General features: G+C 72.3%; 14 protein-coding genes. 4 read left to right on the top strand and 10 right to left on the bottom strand.

The window, feature by feature from the left end; translation table 11 throughout:
• Together OHT74_RS16290 and nuoN are read left to right on the top strand one after the other, a co-directional pair.
• On the top strand, window positions 1-1,602 hold the full coding sequence (locus tag OHT74_RS16290) for an NADH-quinone oxidoreductase subunit M (RefSeq protein ID WP_328620588.1): 1,602 nt from the start codon (window positions 1-3) through the stop codon (window positions 1,600-1,602).
• Between the two features lie 5 nt (window positions 1,603-1,607).
• Window positions 1,608-3,254: an NADH-quinone oxidoreductase subunit NuoN gene (nuoN, locus tag OHT74_RS16285; RefSeq protein WP_266672806.1), complete on the top strand. Its 1,647-nt coding sequence runs from the start codon at window positions 1,608-1,610 to the stop codon at window positions 3,252-3,254.
• Between the two features lie 62 nt (window positions 3,255-3,316).
• Here nuoN and OHT74_RS16280 read toward each other — a convergent pair whose 3' ends face one another.
• From OHT74_RS16280 to fahA, 8 genes are all read right to left on the bottom strand, one after another.
• Window positions 3,317-3,922 (bottom strand): Uma2 family endonuclease, encoded by a 606-nt coding sequence (locus OHT74_RS16280; protein WP_266664870.1) that lies wholly within the window; start codon window positions 3,920-3,922, stop codon window positions 3,317-3,319.
• Window positions 3,923-4,027: 105 nt separating this feature from the next.
• Window positions 4,028-6,730 carry a fumarate reductase/succinate dehydrogenase flavoprotein subunit gene (locus OHT74_RS16275; RefSeq protein ID WP_328620587.1) on the bottom strand — a complete coding sequence of 901 codons (2,703 nt, stop codon included), beginning with the start codon at window positions 6,728-6,730 and terminating at the stop codon, window positions 4,028-4,030.
• Window positions 6,731-6,806: 76 nt separating this feature from the next.
• Window positions 6,807-7,496 carry an ABC transporter ATP-binding protein gene (locus OHT74_RS16270; protein ID WP_328623327.1) on the bottom strand — a complete coding sequence of 230 codons (690 nt, stop codon included), beginning with the start codon at window positions 7,494-7,496 and terminating at the stop codon, window positions 6,807-6,809.
• A gap of 118 nt (window positions 7,497-7,614) precedes the next feature.
• Window positions 7,615-8,445, bottom strand: a complete 831-nt coding sequence (locus tag OHT74_RS16265; protein ID WP_328620586.1) for an ABC transporter permease — start codon at window positions 8,443-8,445, stop codon at window positions 7,615-7,617.
• Window positions 8,442-9,779: an ABC transporter substrate-binding protein gene (locus OHT74_RS16260; protein WP_328620585.1), complete on the bottom strand. Its 1,338-nt coding sequence runs from the start codon at window positions 9,777-9,779 to the stop codon at window positions 8,442-8,444. Before OHT74_RS16260 ends, OHT74_RS16265 begins: the two co-directional genes overlap by 4 nt.
• Before the next feature lie 14 nt (window positions 9,780-9,793).
• On the bottom strand, window positions 9,794-10,021 hold the full coding sequence (locus tag OHT74_RS16255; RefSeq protein ID WP_030298062.1) for a 4Fe-4S dicluster domain-containing protein: 228 nt from the start codon (window positions 10,019-10,021) through the stop codon (window positions 9,794-9,796).
• 38 nt (window positions 10,022-10,059) lie between these two features.
• Window positions 10,060-10,830 carry a GntR family transcriptional regulator gene (locus OHT74_RS16250; protein WP_266664861.1) on the bottom strand — a complete coding sequence of 257 codons (771 nt, stop codon included), beginning with the start codon at window positions 10,828-10,830 and terminating at the stop codon, window positions 10,060-10,062.
• A 151-nt stretch (window positions 10,831-10,981) separates the two neighbouring features.
• Window positions 10,982-12,208 carry a fumarylacetoacetase gene (gene fahA / locus OHT74_RS16245; protein WP_328620584.1) on the bottom strand — a complete coding sequence of 409 codons (1,227 nt, stop codon included), beginning with the start codon at window positions 12,206-12,208 and terminating at the stop codon, window positions 10,982-10,984.
• Window positions 12,209-12,349: 141 nt separating this feature from the next.
• Between fahA and OHT74_RS16240 the strand changes: the two genes are divergently transcribed.
• Complete coding sequence (locus tag OHT74_RS16240) at window positions 12,350-13,171, top strand: Cof-type HAD-IIB family hydrolase (RefSeq protein ID WP_266664857.1); 822 nt, start codon at window positions 12,350-12,352, stop codon at window positions 13,169-13,171.
• A 26-nt stretch (window positions 13,172-13,197) separates the two neighbouring features.
• Here the strand turns inward: OHT74_RS16240 and OHT74_RS16235 are convergent, their stop codons facing one another.
• Window positions 13,198-15,198, bottom strand: coding sequence for a CocE/NonD family hydrolase (locus tag OHT74_RS16235; RefSeq protein WP_328620583.1), 2,001 nt, complete (start codon window positions 15,196-15,198; stop codon window positions 13,198-13,200).
• Window positions 15,195-15,500 (bottom strand): hypothetical protein, encoded by a 306-nt coding sequence (locus OHT74_RS42140; protein WP_443047409.1) that lies wholly within the window; start codon window positions 15,498-15,500, stop codon window positions 15,195-15,197. Before OHT74_RS42140 ends, OHT74_RS16235 begins: the two co-directional genes overlap by 4 nt.
• 190 nt (window positions 15,501-15,690) lie before the next feature.
• On the opposite strand from OHT74_RS42140, the gene OHT74_RS16225 reads away from it, so the two are divergent.
• Window positions 15,691-16,701: a polyprenyl synthetase family protein gene (locus tag OHT74_RS16225; RefSeq protein WP_266664852.1), complete on the top strand. Its 1,011-nt coding sequence runs from the start codon at window positions 15,691-15,693 to the stop codon at window positions 16,699-16,701.
• The last annotated feature ends 101 nt before the right edge of the window (window positions 16,702-16,802 follow it).

The raw sequence follows: 16,802 nt of genomic DNA, 5'->3' as shown, positions 1-16,802 counted from the left end.
ATGAGTTTCCCGCTTCTGACGGTGACGGCCGCGGTCCCCGCGGTCGGCGCCGTCCTGACGGCGGCCGTCCCGGCCGCCCGCAGGACCGCCGCCAAGTGGCTCGCGCTGCTGGTCTCGCTGGCGACGCTGGCCCTGGCCGTGCTCGTCGCGGTCCGCTTCGAGCCCGGTGGCGCCCGCTACCAGCTCACCGAATCACGTGCCTGGATCCCCGACTTCGGGGTCCGTTACGAACTGGGCGTCGACGGCATCGGGGTGGCGCTCATTGCGCTCACCGCGCTGCTGATCCCGTTCGTGATCGCGGCCAGCTGGAACGACGCCGACCCCCTGGAGGCCGAATCCCCGGCGGACTCGCGCTGGCGGCCGACGCAGGGCTTCTTCGCCCTGATCCTGCTGGTCGAGGCGATGGTGATCATCTCCTTCGAGGCCACCGACGTCTTCCTCTTCTACATCTTCTTCGAAGCCATGCTCATCCCGATGTACTTCCTCATCGGCGGCTTCGGGGACCGGGCGCACGCGGGCAGCGATGAGAACGCGGCCGCGCAGCGCTCGTACGCGGCGGTCAAGTTCCTCCTCTACAACCTGGTCGGCGGCCTGATCATGCTGGCCGCGGTCATCGGGCTGTACGTGGTCGCCGGGAACTTCTCGCTCCAGGAGATCGCCGCCGCCCGCGCCGCGGGCACGCTCGACATGTCGACCAACGTCGAGCGGCTGCTGTTCCTCGGGTTCTTCTTCGCCTTCGCGGTGAAGGCCCCGCTGTGGCCGCTGCACACCTGGCTGCCGAACGCGATGGGCGAGTCCACCGCCCCGGTCGCCGTACTGATCACCGCGGTCGTCGACAAGGTCGGCACGTTCGCGATGCTCCGCTTCTGCCTCGGGCTGTTCCCCGACGCCAGCAAGTGGGCCACGCCGGTGATCCTCGTCCTCGCCCTGATCAGCATCGTCTACGGCGCGCTGGTCGCGGTCGGGCAGCGGGACATCAAGCGGCTGGTCGCGTACGCCTCGATCTCGCACTTCGGGTTCATCATCATGGGCATCTTCGCGATGACCTCCCAGGGGCAGTCGGGCGCAACGCTGTACATGGTCAACCACGGGATCTCGACGGCCGCGCTGATGCTGGTGGCCGGCTTCCTGATCTCGCGGCGCGGCTCCCGGCTCATCGCCGACTACGGCGGTGTGCAGAAGGTGGCCCCGGTCCTGGCCGGCACCTTCCTGATCGGCGGCCTCGCCACCCTGTCGCTGCCGGGCCTCGCGCCCTTCGTCAGTGAATTCCTGGTCCTGGTCGGCACGTTCGCCCGGTACCCCGTCATCGGCATCATCGCCACCATCGGCATCGTGCTGGCCGCGCTCTACACCCTGGTGCTCTACCAGCGCACGATGACCGGCCCCGTGAAGGAGGAGGTCCGCACGATGAAGGACCTGCGCCTGCGGGAGGTACTGGTGGTCGCCCCGCTGATCGCGCTGCTGATCGCGCTGGGCGTGTACCCGAAGCCGCTCACCGAGATCGTCAACCCGGCGGTGGAGCACACCATGTCCGACGTACATCAGAAGGACCCGAAGCCAGAGGTGGCTGTCGAGGCCAAGAACGGGGAGGCGGCGAAGTGAGCACCATGGCTGCTGCCCAAGGGCTGCTGACGCTGGCGGCCGCGGAACCGGTCGACCGGATCCCGGCCCCGCACATCGAGTACGCGCAGCTCGCGCCCACGCTGATCGTGGTGGGCGCGGCGGTCATCGGAGTCCTCGTCGAGGCCTTCGTACCGCGCAAGTCCCGCTACTACGTCCAGGTGTTCCTCGCCGTCGCCGCGCTGGCCTCGGCCTTCGCGGCGGTCGTCGGCCTCGCCGCCGGCGGGTACGGGAGCGACAAGGCGCACATCGCGGCGATGGGCGCCATCGCCGTGGACGGCCCGGCGCTGTTCCTGCAGGGGACCATCCTGCTGGCCTCGATCGTCGCGGTCTTCACCTTCGCCGAGCGGCGCCTGGACCCGGCCGCGCACGGCAACCGGGTGGACTCGTTCGCCGCGCAGGCGGCGTCCGTACCGGGCAGCGACAGCGAGAAGGCCGCCGTCAAGGCGGGCTTCACCACCACCGAGGTCTTCCCGCTGGTGCTGTTCGCGATCTCCGGGATGCTGATCTTCCCGGCGGCCAACGACCTGCTGACGCTGTTCGTGGCCCTGGAGGTCTTCTCCCTCCCGCTGTACCTGCTCTGCGCCGTCGCCCGCCGCCAGCGGCTGATGTCGCAGGAGGCGGCGGTCAAGTACTTCCTGCTCGGGGCCTTCTCCTCGGCCTTCCTCCTCTTCGGCATCGCGCTGGTCTACGGGTACGCGGGCTCGGTCTCGTACGCGGCCATCGCCGACGTGGTCGACGGCACGGTCACGAAGGTCGACCCGGCGCTGGCCGACACCATGGGCAACGATGCGCTGCTGCTGATCGGTGGGGCGCTGATCGTGACGGGCCTGCTCTTCAAGGTCGGCGCGGTCCCGTTCCACATGTGGACCCCGGACGTCTACCAGGGCGCCCCGACCCCGGTCACGGGCTTCATGGCGGCGGCGACGAAGGTGGCCGCCTTCGGCGCGCTGCTGCGCCTTCTGTACGTGGTCCTCCCGGGCCTGCGGTGGGACTGGCGGCCGGTCATGTGGGGCGTGGCCATCGTGACGATGCTGGCCGGCGCGGTGATCGCGGTGACCCAGACCGACGTCAAGCGGCTGCTGGCGTACTCCTCGATCGCGCACGCGGGCTTCATCCTGGCCGGTGTGATCGCGACGTCGGCGGAGGGCGTCCAGTCCGTCCTCTTCTACCTGTTCGCGTACTCGTTCGTGACGATCGGCGCCTTCGCGGTGGTCACGCTGGTGCGCGATGCGGGCGGCGAGGCGACGCACCTGTCCAAGTGGGCGGGCCTGGGCCGCCGTTCCCCGATGACGGCGGCGGTCTTCGCGGTGTTCCTGCTGGCCTTCGCCGGCATCCCGCTGACGTCCGGCTTCGCCGGCAAGTTCGCCGTGTTCAAGGCGGCGGCGGAGGGCGGCGCGGGTGTGCTGGTCGTGGTCGGTGTCATCTCGTCCGCGATCGCCGCGTTCTTCTACATCCGGGTGATCGTCCTGATGTTCTTCAGCGAGCCGAAGGCCGACGGCCCGACGGTGGCCGTCCCCTCGCCGCTGACGATGACGACGATCGCGGTGGGCGTGGCCGTCACCCTGGTCCTGGGCGTGGCCCCGCAGTACTTCCTGGACCTGGCGGGGCAGGCGAGCACGTTCGTCCGCTGACGCCTGCGACACGACTGGGCCCGGCTCCCGATGGGAGCCGGGCCCAGTGGCGTGTGGCGGTGCTATTCGGCGCGGCGGCGCTTCGGGGTGATTGCGGTGAGGTCCAAGTCGATGGGGAACGGGACCGACACCTTGAGGCGGTCGTGGAAGATGCCAGTGGCCACGTACGCCTTCGTAGCCGGGTCGAGCTCGTAAACGTAAACCACCGCCCGGCCCTCCTTGTTTTCCACCCGCCAAAAGTGCGGGATCTTGGCACGGGCGTACTTGATCGGTTTGGTTTCGCGGTCGCGTCCCACTGACTCCGGGGAGACGACCTCGATGGCCAGCCGGACGATCGATGCCGGGAGCCGGGTCTGGTCCGGATCCTCGCTGTCCTCCTCGGCGACGATCACGTCCGGCTCGGGCCTGTTGCGCCGGTCGATGTCGATCGTGAACTCTCTGATCACCTCGAGCCCCACCGGCGCCAAGGATTCGAGCTGTTGCTCGAAGAACCTCAGGGCGCGCATGTGAAAACGAGTCTGCGGACTCACGAAGACCAGGCTCCCGTCGATCAGCTCCGTGTGCGGAGGCAGGTTGGGAAGCCGGTCAAGGTCGTCACCAGTCCAGCCGCCTGCCGGCGGGACGGGCCAGCGGTATCCGGGGTCGGTCTTTTCGGGATCGACGCTCATCGGTAGTGCTCCCATGCGGAGAGTCTCGCGAGTCCGTCCAGCCTATCGCCGGAGTTCTTTCCGAGACCGTCCGCACGTGTGAACGGTGGGCTGATGTTGACTCTGTCAGTGGCGAGCGGCATATGCGCGGACGTCTGCGTCCGGGTCCGAGACGGCCGTGGCCAGGGCCGTGCGGGCCTGTGGGACGCCGCGGTGGGCCCGGAGGGAGAGGACCGCGGCCTTGCGGACGTCCGCGTTGTCGTCCTTCAGGGCATGGGCCAGGGGGTCGACGGCCGTGGCGGGGGTGGCCGCCGAGAGGGCGGTGGCCGCGCCCGCGCGGACCTGCCACGCGGGGTCGGTGAGGGCCGTGACGGCGGTGGCCGCGTAGTCGGCCGGGCAGCCCGTGGCCGCAAGGGCCGCCAGGGCCGCGGCCCGGACCAGTGGGTCCGGGTCCGTGAGGAGCGGGTCCAGCGGAGCGGGGGCCGGGGCGTGGACCGCCGCGAGGCCCTTGGCCACCGCCACCCGGACCTCCCGGGCCGCGTCCAGCGCCGCGCGCGCCAAGGCCTCGACGGCGTCCACCGAGACCAGCGCCCGGACCGCGTGGATACGGACCTCCGGGTCGGGGTCCGCGAGGGACTCCGCGTACAGGCCGGCCTCGCCGAGGCGCAGCGCGCGCAGGGCTTCGAGCGCCGCCGAGCGGACCGCCGGGTCGGGGACCGGCAGGGCTGCGCGCAGGGCGGTCCCGAGTTCCGGGTCGGCCGGCAGGACCTCGAGCAGCTCCCGCAGTGCGGCCGCGGCTGCGGCCCGTACCGCCGGATCCGGATCGCCGAGGCGGGCCGCCAGCTCCGGGCCCGCCCCCGCCGGGACGGTCTCGCCAATCACGGCCACTGCGGCGGCCCGTACCGCCGGATCGGGGTCGGTGAGGTACGGGCGCAGGGCCGCCAGGTCCGGGGGCTCCTCGACGAGCCCGAGGAGTTCGAGGATCCGGGGGGAGGGGCCGGTCGCCCCGGCCGGGACCGAAGCCTCCGCGCCCGCGGCATCCGCCGCCGGGGCCGCCCGGCGGGGGCCCGCCGTCGCCACGCCGACGAGTTCGACCTCGCCCAGGTGGCGGGAGGGGCCGCCCGCCGGCGTGAATTCGGGGACGGGGACCACGTACGGCTCCACCGGCCGGGCCGTGAACTCCATCGCCCCCGAGGCCGACTTGCGCAGGTCCAGGTGGTGCAGCCAGGCCGGGTCGTCGCGCTCCGGGTGGTCGAGCCGCTCGTGGTACAGGCCCCAGCGGGACTCCGTCCGCGCCAGCGACGCCCGGGCCGCCATCTCCGCGCAGTCCCGGATGAAGGACACCTCCGCGCACCGCATCAGCTCGTGCGGGGTCTGCGCCCCCATCTCCTCGATCTCGCCGCTCATCCGGGTGAAGGCCTCCACGGCGAGGGAGAGCTTCGCGCCCGTCTTCGGCGGGGCCACGTAGTCGTTGACGAAGCGCCGCAGTTTGTACTCCACCTGCGGCTGCGGCGGCCCGTCCGGCCGGCGCAGCGGACGGTAGACCAGCTCGTGCGCCGCCGCCACCTGGTCCGCCGGGAGCGGGCCCTCGTACGCCGTGTACTGCGCCGCGTCCTCGCCCGCCAGGTCGCCGAAGACGAACGCCCCGATCATGTAGTTGTGCGGTACGGAGGCCAGGTCCCCGGCCGCGTACAGCCGCGGCACGGTGGTGCGTGCGTGGTCGTCGACGCGCACGCCCGACGCCGAGTGGCCCCCGCACAGTCCGATCTCCGAGATGTGCATCTCGATGTCGTGCGTGCGGTAGTCGTGGCCGCGGCCCGCGTGGAAGGTGCCGCGGGTCGGCCGCTCCGTGGTGTGCAGGATCGATTCGAGGGCGGAGACGGTCTCCTCCGGGAGGTGACTGAGCTTCAGGTACACCGGCCCCCGGTCCGAGGCGAGTTCCGCCGCGAACTCCGACATCATCTGCCCCGACCAGTAGTCGGAGTCGACGAACCGCTCGCCGTGCCGGTTGACCTGGTAGCCGCCGAAGGGGTTCGCGACGTACGCGCACGCCGGCCCGTTGTAGTCCTTGATCAGCGGATTGATCTGGAAGCACTCGATGCCGGTGAGGGCCGCGCCCGCGTGGTAGGCCATGGCGTAGCCGTCGCCCGCGTTGGTCGGGTTCTCGTACGTCCCGTAGAGGTATCCGGAGGCGGGGAGTCCGAGTCGGCCGCAGGGGCCCGTCGCGAGGATGACCGCGCCCGCGCTGACCGTCACGAAGGCGCCGGTACGGGTGTTGAAGGCGGCCGCGCCGATGGCCCGGCCGTCCTCGGGCGACGTGAGGACCCGGACCGGCATCACCCGGTTCTCGATCCGGATCCGCTCGCGCATCTCGCGGCGGCGCAGCTGCCGGTAGAGGACCTTCTTGACGTCCTTGCCCTCGGGCATGGGCAGCACGTACGAGCCGGAGCGGTGGACGCGGCGCACCGCGTACTCGCCGTGCTCGTCCTTCTCGAATTTCACGCCGTACGACTCCAGGCGCTGCACCATCGCGAAGCCGCGGGTGGCGGTCTGGCGGACGGTGGACTGGTCGACGACGCCGTCGTTGGCGCGGGTGATCTCGGCGACGTAGTCGTCGGGCTCGGCGCGGCCGGGGACGACCGCGTTGTTGACCCCGTCCATGCCCATGGCGAGGGCGCCGGAGTGGCGTACGTGCGCCTTCTCCAGCAGCAGGACCCGCGCGCCGCGGCCGGCGGCGGTCAGGGCCGCCATGGTGCCGGCGGTGCCGCCGCCGATGACGAGGACGTCGCAGGAGAGTTCCTCGGCGTCGGCGATCGCGGGGATGTCCATGGTGGGGCTGCCCTTCGGGGGTCGGGAGTCGGGGCCAGGGGCCAGGGGCCAGGGGTCAAGGGCCGGAGGCCGGCGGTCAGAGGGAGGAGAGGATCCGGCGGCGGAAGGCCGAATGATCGGCGGACCGGTCGCGCGGAAGCGGTACGTCGACCACGGTGCCGGCGTGGAGCAGCGCGACGCGGTCGCCCACGAAGAGGGCCTCGTCCACGTCGTGGGTGACGAAGACGACCGTCGCCCCGGTGCCGGCGAGGACGTCGACGAGGAGGTCCTGCATCCCGGCGCGGGTCTGGGCGTCGAGCGCGCCGAAGGGCTCGTCCATGAGGACGGCGCGGGGGCGCGCGGCGAGCGCGCGGGCCAGCTGGACGCGCTGGCGCTGGCCGCCGGAGAGCTGGTGCGGGAGCTTGTGCGCGTGCTCCGCGAGGCCGACGCGGGCCAGCCAGTCCTCGGCGGTCCGCCGCCGCTCGGCGCGGGGCACGCGCCGGATGGCGAGGGGCAGTTCGACGTTCCCCCGCGCGGTGCGCCAAGGCAGCAGGGCGTCGTCCTGGAAGATGAGCGCCCGGTCGGCGTCGGGCCGGGTGATCGGGGTTCCGTCCTGCGTGACGGTGCCGGAGAGCGGGGGCAGCAGCCCGGCCAGGGTGCGCAGCAGCGTGGACTTCCCGCATCCGGAGGGCCCTACGACGGCCAGCACCTCCCCGGCCCGGATCCGGAGGCCGAGCCCGTCGAGCACGGCGCCGCCGCCCGCCCGGCCGAGCCGGACCCCGTCCAGCCGGAAGGCGGCGCCCGGGGGCGTGGTGGTGGTGAGTACGGCCGCGGTTGCGGGCACGGAGACCTCCTGTGAGTCGTTGACTGCCGATCGGCGGCGCGGCGGCAACCGCCCCGGAGGATCAGGGAGCGGTGGGTTCCGGACGAGCCGGGCGGGGCCGGGGGCTTGGTCCCGGGGCCGGGCCCGTGCTGCGGGTCGGGAGCCAGTGGGTCAGGCGGCGGCCCAGGCGTTCCACCGCCGTCGAGGTCAGCCAGCCCAGTGCGCCGATCGTGGCCATGCCGACGAAGACTCCCGGGTAGTCCACCACCGTGTAGTCCTGCCACGTGCGGTAGCCCACCCCGTACTCGCCCGAGATCATCTCCGCCGAGATCACGCAGATCCACCCGACCCCGATCCCGACCGAGAGGCCCCCGAAGATGCCTGGCAGTGCGCCGGGGACGATCACCGACAGCAGGATCCGCCCCCGGCCCCCGCCCATCGTCAGGACCGCCTCCTCCCAGACCGGGGACAACGCCGCCACCGCGTGCCGTGTCGACACCAGGACCGGGAAGAACGCCGCCGTGCACGTGATGAACACGATCCCCTGCTCGTTCGAGGGGAAGAGGAGGATCGCGACCGGGACGAGCGCGATGGCCGGGATCGGGCGCAGTACCTCCAGCACCGGGCCCAGCACGTCCGCCGCCACCCGCGAGCGGGCGATCGCCGTGCCCACCGCCACCCCCAGCACCGCGGCCAGCGCGAAGCCCGACACGATCCGGCTCAGGCTGGAGACGAGGTCCTGCCAGTACGGACCGGTCGACGCCCGATCGGCGAGCTTCGCCGCGACCTCCCCCACCGTCGGGAACTGCCCGAACCGGAGCCACAGTTCCACATCCAGCGAAGTCAGCAGCTGCCACGCCACCAGGGCCGCCCCCAGCGAAGCCACGCGCAGCAGCCGGCGCCCCGGGGTCATGACGCGATGCCTCCGGCTTCGGCGAAGCTCACGATCCGCGCTCCGGATCCCTTGTGCCGGTCGACGTACGACGTGGCGCCCGCCGGCGTGACGAACGCCCGCAGTTCGGAGCCCTCCGCCACCCACACCGCCTTGTCGGCGAACCAGAGGGTCCCGGTCACCGCGTCCGGCACGTACGCCGCCCGGACGTCCGCGCCCTTCAGGGCCTTCAGGAGGGCCGCCGGGGTGTCGAAGGTCCGGGTGGCGGGCTCGTTCTTCAGCCACAGCTCGGGGCGGGCGGGCGCCGCCGCCGGGTAGTCCGCGTCCGGCACGGCGCGCTTCAGCGGCGCCGGGTCCACGAACGCGTCGACGTCCACGTCGCCGACCAGCTTCGCGTCCTTGAGGACCGGCACGTCCTCCTTCAGCGCCGCCAGCAGCTCCGGCCGCAGCGCCGGGTCGAAGGTCGCGATCCCGTTCGCGCCGTTGTACAGGTACACGACCTCCGCCGGCAGCCCGGTCTCCTTCGCCACCGACTCGGCCGCCGCGACCGGCTGCGTCCGCAGGTACTCGGTCGCCTTGCGCTGCGCCCGCAGGAAGTCGTCCAGTACGCCGGCCCGTTCGGTCGCGAACTTCTGCCGGACCGTGACCCCGTGGAAGGTCGGCAGGTTCAGCTCGGCGCCGTCGTAGAGCGCCTTGGCCTTCCCCTCGTACGCGAGCTGCCCCGGCCAGGCCACGAACTGCGACAGCGCGTCCGCACTGCCCGCCTGGAGGGCCGAAGCGCCCACGCTGGGCTGCTGGTTGAGCTTCTGGATGCCGCTCGAAGGGTCGATCCCGGCGCGCTGCAGGGCCCGTACGAGGGTCCCGTCCGCGGCGGAGCCGACCGAGGTCGACACCTTCTTGCCGCGCAGGTCGGCCAGCGACTCGAACTTCGCGTTCGGCGCGGTGACGACGGTGTTGAGGCCGCCGCGCAGGTTGTAGCCGGTCACGGAGACGAGCCGGGTCGGCTGCTTCAGCTCCTTGCCGCGGGCCGCGTTGATCAGGAGCGGGAAGTCGCCCATCGAACCGATGTCGATCTTCCCGGCGGTCATCTGGGCGGTGATGGGCGCGCCCGTGGCGTAGTCCTGCCAGTCGACCACGTACGTGACGCCGTCCTGCTTGCCGCGCGCCGCGAGCTCCTGCTCGAAGTAGCCGAGGGAGCGCAGCAGGGTGCCGGCGGTGACGGTGTTGATGGTCTTGGACTGGTAGCCGACGGTCACGGTCACGGTGCTGGGGCCGTCGGCCCCGGACGCGCTGCTGCACGCGGTGGCCGGCAGGGCGAGGAGCAGGGTCAGGGCGAGGGATTTCGAACTGCGCATCGCAAGAGGGCCTTTCACCGGAGCAGGTACGGCATGTTGACGGTCACCGCGCCCGTGGGACAGCGGGCGGCGCACGGGCCGCAGTACCAGCACTCGTCCACGTGCATGTACGCCTTGCCGCTGTCCTGGTGGATCGCGAGGGAGTCGAGCGGGCACATGTCGACGCAGAGGGTGCAGCCGTCGATGCACAGGGACTCGTCGATGGTCACGGGCACGTCGCCGCGCTGGGGGACCAGAGGCATGGCTGTCTCCAGGAAGGAAGGTGAGGGAAGGCGGGGGCTCAGAGGGAGCGGCGGAGCAGGCCGCTCATGGTGATCCGGTCGCCGCGGAAGCGGATGAACTCCAGGTCCACGGGCCGGCCGTCGCCCAGATGGGTGAGCCGCTCCAGCATCAGCACGGCGGTCCCGCGCGGGGCCTGGAGGACGGCGGCGGAGTGCGCGTCGGCGTTGACGGCCTCGAGGGTGATCTCGGCGTGGCCGAGGGGCTGTCCCGTCAGGGACTCCAGCAGCCGGAAGACGTCGGTGTTCTCCAGGTCGCAGCCGAGCAGTTCGGCGCCGATGTCCAGGGGGACGTACGTGAGGTCGAGGGAGAGCGGGAGCCCGTTCAGGCGCCGCAGCCGCTCGATGTAGAGCACGTCCGCGTGCTCGGGAAGCCGCAGCCGGCCGGCGACCGGGGCGGGGGCGCGCACCGGGCCGACGGTACGGACCTCGTTGGTCACCCGGCCGTGCTCGTGCAGGGTTTCGGCCAGGCCCTGGAGGCGGTCGAGGCCGTGCGGGTACTTCTCGCAGACGACGACTGTCCCGACCCCGGGCCGGCGTTCGACGAGCCGCTCGCCGCGCAGCAGGTCGAGGGCCTGGCGGACGGTGTTGCGGCCGGCTCCGTAGTCGGCGGCGAGGGCGTCCTCCAGGGGGAGGACCCCGCCGGGGTAGCCGCCGGCCAGGATCTGGTGGCGCAGCAGGTCGGCGAGCTGCCGCGCCTGGTCCGCGCGCAGTCGCCGCCGGCGCGCGGCGGCGACCGGGACGGTGTGCTCACGGGTGCGTTCGGCTGGCATGGCACGGAACATACCGACGGCCCCCGGCCGGTGGTGTTGCCGCAGTGTTGCGCCACCGCGAGGGCTCAACGGCAGGGCTGTGACCTGCTGCGACGCCGGGGTGGCGGAAAGATCCGCCACCCCGGCCAGGCTGTTCGTCCCGAGGGGCGGACTAGCGGGATCCCACAATGCGGCCGGTGACCTCGCCCAGGCCCACGCGGGTGCCCTCGGGGCCCGGGGCCCAGGCGGTCATGGTGACGGTGTCGCCGTCCTCGAGGAAGGTGCGCTTGCCGTCGGCGAGCTCGATGGCGTCGCGCCCGTTCCACGTCAGCTCCAGCAGCGAGCCGCGCTGTCCGACCTCGGGTCCGCTGACCGTGCCCGAGCCGAAGACGTCGCCGGTGCGCAGGGAGGCGCCGTTGACGGTCATGTGCGCGAGCTGCTGGGCGGCGGTCCAGTACATCGTCGCGAACGGCGGCTGCGCGACCTCCTGCCCGTTGATGGACACGGTGATGTGCAGGTCGAAGCCGCCGGGCCGGTCGGCGTCGGCGTCCTCGAGGTAGGGCAGGAGGGGGAAGTCGCGGGCCGGCGGGGCGACCCGGGCCGCCTCCAGGGCCTCCAGCGGGGTCACCCAGGCGGAGACGGAGGTGGCGAAGGACTTGCCGAGGAAGGGGCCCAGCGGCACGTACTCCCAGGCCTGGATGTCGCGCGCCGACCAGTCGTTGAGCAGGAACAGCCCGAACACGTGGTCCTCGAAGGCGCCCAGCGGCACCGGGCTGCCCAGCTCGGACGGGGTGCCGACGACGAAGCCGACCTCGGCCTCGATGTCGAGCTTGACGGACGGGCCGAAGACGGGCGCCGGGTCGGCCGGCGCCTTGCGCTGCCCGGAGGGGCGGACGACATCGGTGCCGGAGACGACGATCGTGCCGGAGCGGCCGTGGTAACCGATCGGCAGGTGCTTCCAGTTGGGGGTGAGCGCGTCCCCGTCCGGGCGGAACATCCGGCCGACGTTGGTGGCGTGGTGCTCGCTCGCGTAGAAGTCGACGTAGTCGGCGACCTCGTACGGCAGGTGGAGGGTGACGGCGTCCAGCGGGACGAGGTGCGGCTCGACCGTCACGCGGTGGCCGGGGTCGGTCACCCAGGCGGTCAGCGCGCGGCGCACATCGCGCCAGGCGGTGCGGCCGGCGGCCAGCAGCGGGTTGAGCGAGGACTGCCCGAGCAGCGCGGCGTACGGGGAACCGAGCGCGACCGCGGCCGCCCCCGCGTCGAGCACGTGTCCGCCGATGCGCACGCCGATGCGACGGCGCCCGGGCTCCGCGGAGGTGGAGAAGACGCCGTACGGGAGGTTGTGCGGCCCGAACGGGTCGCCCTCGGGCACATCGAGGGGGCTCTGCTGGGGCATGGGGTACTGCCTCGCTTTCGACGCGGTCCGGGGGTGTCCCGGTGGGCTGGTTGATACGTTACGTGGCCAGTGGGGCATGCGGGAGGCCGGATACGGGCTCTATTTGTAGGACTTGTCCAAAGGGGTCCGTATCCTTGCGCCGTGACTTCCGCCCCGCTTTCGGCCCTCCCCTATGCCTTGATCGCCACTGACCTGGACGGGACCCTGCTGCGCGCCGGAGACACCGTCTCCGCGCGGTCGTACGCGGCGCTCGCGACGGCGCGCGCCGCCGGCGCCCAGCACATCATCGTCACCGGACGCCCCGTCCCACAGGTCCGGCACGTCCTGGACGACCTCGGCTACACAGGGCTCGCGGTGTGCGGGCAGGGCGCGCAGGTGTACGACACGGCGTGCGCGCGCCTGTTGCACTCCATTCCGCTGGACCGGGACCTGGCGGACGTGGCGCTCGGGAAGATCGAGGCGGAGATCGGTGAGGTGTACGCGGCGGTCAACCAGGAGGGGGTGGACGCCGAGATGCTGATAGGGCCGGGCTACCGGATGTGGCACCCGCACCTCCCGACGGTCCGGGTGCACAGGCGCAGTGACCTGTGGGCCGCACCGATCAACAAGGTGCTGCTCCAGCACCCGGAGCTGGACGACGACGAGCTGACGCGGGTCGCCCGTTCGGTGGTCGGCGACCTGGTGAACGTGACGATGGCGGGGGAGCACACGGTGGAGCTCCAGCCGCCGGGCGTCAGCAAGGCCAGCGGGCTGGCGCTGGCGGCGGAGCTGCTGGGCGTCGGCCCGTCGTCGACGATCGCCTTCGGCGACATGCCGAACGACATCCCGATGTTCGCGTGGGCGGCGCACGGCGTGGCGATGGCCAACGCCCACCGCGAACTGATGGCCGTGGCCGACGAGCTGACCCTCTCGAACGAACAGGACGGCATCGCGGTGGTCCTGGAACGCCTCTTCCCCGGCTGATCCGGCCCCGCCGGCCCCGCCGGCCGTCAACCCGCCGCCCGCGGCAACCGACGCTCCCACGTCCGGTGGAAGACCACTTCGTCCCCCTCCCGGCACACCACCTCGTTCGACGTGACGAAGCCGCCCTCGTCGCACGAGACCTCCGACCGGGTCTCCACCCGTACGTCCCAGCCCAGTTCCGGCCGGTGCAACCGGATCCGCCAGTCCGAGCGGGTCCGGGCCGACAGCGGGTCCGCCGAGTCGATCTCGTACACCTCCAGCGCGTCCTCCCCGTACTCCAGCCCGTCCGGATACACCCGCGTCCCCCCGTACCGCGGGTCCACCTCCAGCCGCCACCGCCCGCGCGCGACGTCCCGTACGACCAGCCGCTCCGGCCGCGGCTCGTCCAGCGTGGCCGGGACGACGACACCCAGCGGCTCCGACTGCTCCGGCGGCTCGAAGCCGATGTGCGGATCCGGGTCGGCGGCGGCACGGACCGGCAGGACCAGCGCACTGCCCGCCGGATCCAGCGTCCACCCCGCCTCCGACCCGGCCCGCGGCCAGATCCACGGCCAGTACGCCGAGGACAGCGCGAGCCGGATCCGGTGGCCCGCCGCGAAGCGGTGCCCGATGGCGTTCAGCTCGAACACCACGTCCTCGTACGCACCCACCGGCCACGGCACCGCCTTGTCCCGGCCCAGCCGGGCCGAGAGGTTCAGCGCGCCCCGGGTGACCAGCGTCGAGGAGCCGTCGGGCGCCACGTCGCACAGCCGGGCCACCACCTGCCCGTACGGGACGTCCATCCGCAGCCGGGCCGTCACCTGCGCGCGGCCCAGGATCTCCACCGGCTCGCGCCCCACCGGGAACTCGAAGCAGGCCGACTTCGCGTCCTCCTCCCGTTGGTCCGGCGGCAGGTCCGCGGCGTTGCCGAACGGGAGGAACCGCCCCGCGTCCAGCCCCGTGTGCTGCGGGGAGGCCACGGCCACCGGCGCACCCTGGAGCGCGTACGTGACGGGGGTGATGGCGGGGGAGGGCCACTCGGCGTCCCCGACCCAGCGGCCCGGCAGCACCTCGTACGTGGTGGCCGGCGGATGGGACTCCGAGATCCAGGAGCGCAGCAGGGGCTCGTCCATCACCCCGTTGTCTGCGCCCTTCAGCCAGTGGTCCCACCACCGCAGGGTCTCCTGGAGGAAACCGATCGCCGGCCCGGGCGGCAGCCCCCGGTCCGGGTACTGGTGCGACCAGGGGCCGATCAGCCCCCGCACCCGTTCGGCGGGCAGATGGGAGACCAGCCGCAGCACCGCGTCCCGGTACGGGTCGTGCCAGCCGCCCACCGCGAGGACGGCCGCGCCGATCGCCGGGTAGTCCTCGCAGACGCTGCCGTGGCGCCAGTAGCCGTCCCGCGTCTGGTGGGCCAGCCAGGTGTGGATCAGGGGTTCGACGGATTCCAGCCGCGCCAGCCACTGCTCGCGCCAGCCGTCTCCGACGAACAGCGGGTCCGGCGGGCGCGCCGCGAAGGCCAGCATGGTCGCCGCCCACGCGTGCATGTCCACGGCCAGCACCGAGCCGCCCATGTAGTGGACGTCGTTGTCGTACCGGTCGTCCGTCGAGCAGACCGTGACGACCGCCTTGAGGGCCTCCGGTGCCAGTGCCGCGATCTGGAGGGAGTTGAACCCGCCCCACGAGATCCCGAACATCCCCACCGACCCCGTGCACCACGGCTGCGCCGCCAGCCACTCCACCACCGCGACCCCGTCGGCCAGCTCCCGCGCGTCGTACTCGTCGCCCGGGTTCCCGCCGCTGCAGCCGTGGCCGCGTACGTCCACCCGTACGGAGGCGTAGCCGTGGCCCGCGTACCAGGGGTGGCGCTGCCGGTCCCGCGGGGCGGTCCAGTCCGTCAGCCGGTACGGCAGGTACTCCAGCAGGGCCGGCACCGGCTCGTCCGTGACCGGGCGCCAGATCCGGGCGTACAGCTCCACGCCGTCGGCCATCGGGATCCGGACGTCCTCGTGCGTGGCCTCGTGCGGGAACTCGGTACGGATGATCATGCGGAAACCACCTCGTCGGCCAAGCGGCCCATGGTCAGCCACCCGGCGGCGGCCAGAAGGGTGGCGAGCGCGCCCGCGGCGAGGAGCCCTGTGACGATGCGGCGCACGGCGCGGCGCATCACGTCGGGCGCGAGGGCGTACTCGGCCGAGTGCTCTCGTCCGGCCGGATGGCGGCGGCCGAGTACGTACGGGACCAGACCCGCGGTCATGCCGAAGGCGTGGTCGTCGGCGGGCGGCGGCCGGTCCGCTTCCGGGTCGACCGGTTCCGCAGGTTCCCCTATTTCGGTTGCAGTTCTGGACAAAACGCATTCTCCGGTTGTTTCGGTTCTTGACGAACATACCGGTGTGTATCGGGCGCTGCGCGGGTGGCGACATGGCGGGCGCTCTCGGTGATCGAAAACAGACCGGATACGCTGGCTTGAGTGATGGCAGCGACACATCGACAATCCAGGTGATCGTCAGCGTGATCGTCAGCAGACAGGAGTACCCCTCGTGACCGTCGTCGGGCCGTTCGGACTGAGCGTGCGGGACCAGGCTCTTGAGACCGATGTCCAGGCCGGACTGGCCGCCGTCGAGGCGGGTCTGCTGGAGGCCACCAAGAGCGAAGTCCCCTTCATCACCGAGGCCGCACAACATCTGGTCCGGGCCGGAGGCAAGCGGTTCCGGCCGCTGCTGGTGATGCTCGCCTCGCGGTTCGGTGATCCCTACGCGCCCGGGATCGTGCCCTCCGCGGTGGTCGTCGAGCTCACCCACCTGGCGACGCTCTACCACGACGACGTCATGGACGAGGCGGACGTGCGCCGCGGTGTGGCCAGCGCCAACGCCCGCTGGGGCAACTCGGTGGCCGTCCTGACGGGTGACTTCCTGTTCGCCCGCGCCTCGCACATCCTGGCCGACCTCGGACCGGAGGCCGTGCGCATCCAGGCCGAGGCCTTCGAGCGGCTGGTGACGGGCCAGATCCTGGAGACGGCCGGCCCGCGCGACGGCCGCGACCCGGTCGCCCACTACCTCGACGTCATCGCCGGCAAGACCGGCTCCCTGATCGCGGTCTCCGGCCGGTTCGGCGCGCTGATGTCCGGCGCCGACGAGTCGGTCGTCGACATCCTGACCCAGTACGGCGAGCGCCTCGGCACCGCCTTCCAGCTCGCCGACGACGTCCTCGACATCGCCTCCGACTCGCACGAGTCCGGCAAGACCCCGGGGACGGACCTGCGCGAGGGGATCCCGACGCTGCCGGTGCTGCGGCTGCGCGAGATGGCGGCCCAGGGCGGCGACCCCGACGACCTGGAGCTCGTGGGGCTCCTGGACGGCGATCTGGCCGACGACGCGCTGCACGCCGAGGTGCTCGCCCGGCTGCGGGTGCACCCCGCGCTGGAGCAGGCCCGCCGCGACACCATCCGGTACGCGCAGGACGCGCGGGCCACGCTCGCCCCGCTGCCGGAGTGCTTCGCCAAGTCGGCGCTCGAGGAGCTGTGCGACGCGGTGGTGCACCGCGCCGGCTAGGAATTGTCCGGCAGAGGTGAGGGCCCGGCATCCCCTACGGGTGGGGGATGCCGGGCCCTCGTCTTGTCATCCCTGGGGCGTACGCGGAGTTGGCCCCGGGG

This window comes from Streptomyces sp. NBC_00354 (genome assembly GCF_036106915.1).
Lineage (GTDB): Bacteria > Actinomycetota > Actinomycetes > Streptomycetales > Streptomycetaceae > Streptomyces.
Note: the sequence above shows the minus strand (reverse complement) of the source record. Positions and strands in the feature narration are given on the sequence as shown.

What these genes read in the sequence shown, in the direction of transcription:
- fahA (WP_328620584.1), bottom strand. Translation starts at nt 12,208, where the DNA reads ATGCCCCAGCAGAGCCCCCTCGATGTGCCCGAGGGCGACCCGTTCGGG.
- OHT74_RS16265 (WP_328620586.1), bottom strand. Translation starts at nt 8,445, where the DNA reads ATGACCCCGGGGCGCCGGCTGCTGCGCGTGGCTTCGCTGGGGGCGGCC.
- OHT74_RS16235 (WP_328620583.1), bottom strand. Translation starts at nt 15,198, where the DNA reads ATGATCATCCGTACCGAGTTCCCGCACGAGGCCACGCACGAGGACGTC.
- OHT74_RS16255 (WP_030298062.1), bottom strand. Translation starts at nt 10,021, where the DNA reads ATGCCTCTGGTCCCCCAGCGCGGCGACGTGCCCGTGACCATCGACGAG.
- OHT74_RS16260 (WP_328620585.1), bottom strand. Translation starts at nt 9,779, where the DNA reads ATGCGCAGTTCGAAATCCCTCGCCCTGACCCTGCTCCTCGCCCTGCCG.
- OHT74_RS16275 (WP_328620587.1), bottom strand. Translation starts at nt 6,730, where the DNA reads ATGGACATCCCCGCGATCGCCGACGCCGAGGAACTCTCCTGCGACGTC.
- OHT74_RS16250 (WP_266664861.1), bottom strand. Translation starts at nt 10,830, where the DNA reads ATGCCAGCCGAACGCACCCGTGAGCACACCGTCCCGGTCGCCGCCGCG.
- OHT74_RS16280 (WP_266664870.1), bottom strand. Translation starts at nt 3,922, where the DNA reads ATGAGCGTCGATCCCGAAAAGACCGACCCCGGATACCGCTGGCCCGTC.
- OHT74_RS16290 (WP_328620588.1), top strand. Translation starts at nt 1, where the DNA reads ATGAGTTTCCCGCTTCTGACGGTGACGGCCGCGGTCCCCGCGGTCGGC.
- nuoN (WP_266672806.1), top strand. Translation starts at nt 1,608, where the DNA reads ATGGCTGCTGCCCAAGGGCTGCTGACGCTGGCGGCCGCGGAACCGGTC.